General features: G+C 69.8%; 3 protein-coding genes. All 3 read right to left on the bottom strand.

The genetic code is table 11. The features are described 5' to 3' along the window. A partial coding sequence (locus tag NQ160_RS22220) for a hypothetical protein (protein ID WP_441338272.1) occupies positions 1-456 on the bottom strand: 456 nt, incomplete at its 3' end. A gap of 22 nt (positions 457-478) precedes the next feature. Continuing rightward, positions 479-1,654 carry a CaiB/BaiF CoA transferase family protein gene (locus NQ160_RS22225; protein WP_257517212.1) on the bottom strand — a complete coding sequence of 392 codons (1,176 nt, stop codon included), beginning with the start codon at positions 1,652-1,654 and terminating at the stop codon, positions 479-481. Beyond that, on the bottom strand, positions 1,651-2,466 hold an 816-nt coding region (locus tag NQ160_RS22230), incomplete at its 5' end, for a CoA transferase (protein ID WP_257517213.1). The genes NQ160_RS22230 and NQ160_RS22225, both read right to left, overlap by 4 nt.

Raw genomic sequence — 2,466 nt, forward strand, 5'->3', positions numbered from 1 at the left:
GGTCAGCGCGTACAGCGCACCCTGCGAGGTCATGCCCCAGGGCGAGTGGTAGACGTACGAGAGGAACGACTGTCCGCCCATGGCGCTCGGGCCGCCGTACTGCGTGCCGGCGGAGCGCTGGTCGTTGCCGTACACCAGCGCGATCACCTTGGCGTAGCCGGCTTCGATGGCCATCTGCGCCTGGAGAACCGACTGCACCGCATCCGCTTGACCGCCCCAGCGGACGTTGAGGCCGAGGACCTCGCCCATCCGCTCGTAGGCCGTCGTCGGACCCACGATGAGGCCGTCGATGTCGTCCTTGGGGATGCCGGAATCGCGCAGCGCGTCCTGGAATGCCTGTGCGGCGTATCCGACCGAGTCCGCCGGCTTCTCGCCGGCGCGCACTCGCCTCCAGTCTCCGCTCCAGTCGGTCTGGCCGATGCCGATGATCGCCGTCGCGCGTCGCGTACGAGTCATGTTCTCCTTCTCCCGCTCGTTCTTAGCTGAGGATGTCCGTGGTGCGCAGGTCCGCGATCTCCTGCGGGCTGAGGCCCAGCAGCTGTTCGCAGATCTCGTCGGTGTGCTGCCCGAGCAGTGGCGCCGGCCTGGTCGGCTGCACTTCGTGGCGGGCGAAGCGGAACGGCTGGCCGTTGTAGAGGGTGCGCCCCATCTCGGGGTGGTCGAGGATGCGCCAGTGCTCCCGGTGTGTCAGCTGCGGATCCGCGATGACCTCCGGCGGGGAGAGCACGGGGGCCGCGGGGATGCCCGCCGCCTGCAGCGCCTCGGCGAGTTCCCGGTTGCCGCGCGCGGCGACGGCGGTCGCGACGTCGCCGAGGGCGTGCTCGCGAGAGGACCCGGCGGCAAGCCCCAGCGTCGCCAGCAGCGCGTCCCACTCCCGCGAGGTGGGGGTGGAGATGGCGATCCAGTCGTCGTCACCCGCCGTGGGCAGCACGTCCTGCCAGTAGAGCCCTTCGCCGCTGTTGCCCAGCGGATCGCGATCGTTGCCGTTGACGGTCCAGTCCAGCAGTTCCGGGCCCAGGGTGGCGAGCATGGCCTCGGTCTGGGCCATGTCGATCCGCTGCCCCCGGCCGGTGCGCCGGCTGTGGCGCAGCGCCGCCAGCATGGCGAACGCCGCGTGCCCGGGGTTGGGGATGTGGTCCGGATAGTTCGTGCCGGTGCCGGCGGGCGCGAGCCCGGGAATGCCGCTCAAGTGGTGCAGGCCCGTGATGGCACTCATCATCGCGCCGTACCCGCGGGCGTGACGTTCGGGTCCGCTGTCGCCGTTCATCGACATGGAGAGGTAGATGATGCGGGGGTTGACCTGTGCCACCGCTTCGTAGCCCAGGCCCAGGCGATCCATCACGCCGGCAGAGAAGTTGTTGCAGACCAGCTCCGCCTGCGCGACCAGCCGCAGCGCGATGTCGACGGCCGCGGGCTCCTTGAGGTTGAGCAGCATGCTGCGTTTGCTGGTGTTGCGGTCGGCGAAATAGCCGCTGCGGTTCACCCCGCTCTGTCCGCCGGCGAACGGCGGGCTCAGGCGGATGCCGTCGACCTTCTTCGTGCTCTCGATCTTGATGACCTCGGCGCCGAGATCGGCCAGGATCTTCGTCGCGTACGACCCGGCACCGACCCAGCTGAAGTCGATGACGCGCACGCCCGTCAGTGGACGTCTCATGCGATGCCTCCATCCCGGCGCAGATCGTCCACAGCCGAGGCGGAGAAGCCGACCTCCGCCAGGATCTGCTCGGTGTGCTCGCCGGGCCGCGGGGCCGGCCGTCGGTGCTGCCAGGGCGTGCCGTCCAGTCGGTAGGGGGCACCCGGCGCGTCGGCGTGGGCGTCGTCGATCGCCGTCGGGGCGAAGAACTCCCGCGCCCGCAGCTGCTCAGAACGGTGCACTTCCGACATGGTCATCACGGGGGAGAGGGGCACGTTCCACTCGATCGCCGCGCGCAGCAGCTCATCCTTGGAGTGCAGCGAGGAGTATCCGGTGAAGATCGTCCAGAAGAGCTCCTTCGCTTCGGTGCTCTCCACGAAGCCGCGCTCTCCCCAGCGCTCCTGCTGCAGGATCTGCGCGTCGGCGACGCCTTCGGACGCCATCCACCCGACGAAGTTCGGCCAGAACCTGTTGCCGCCGATGCCGGCGGCGATGAGGAAGACGAATCCGTCGGCGCAGGGGAACACGCCGAACCCCGCCTGCTTCTGCGTGCCGCCGTGGCGGCGTCGCACGTGCCCTTCGAGGTCGTAGAACTGGATCGCGTTCTCGAGGCCGAGCGAGACGCACTCCTGCACCGACACGTCGATGAGCTCGCCCCGCGCGTCACCCTCCGCGAGCAGCGCGGACATCGATGCGACCGCGCCGAAGAGGCTCCCGGCGCGGAACGACTGGTGTCCGGCCGGCTGCACCGGCGGACCGTCCCCGTAGCCCCCCAGCCAGAGCATGCCCCCGAACGCCATGCACGTGGCATCCGTCGCCCGGTAGTGCGCATA

Source organism: Microbacterium sp. zg.Y909 (assembly GCF_024626565.1).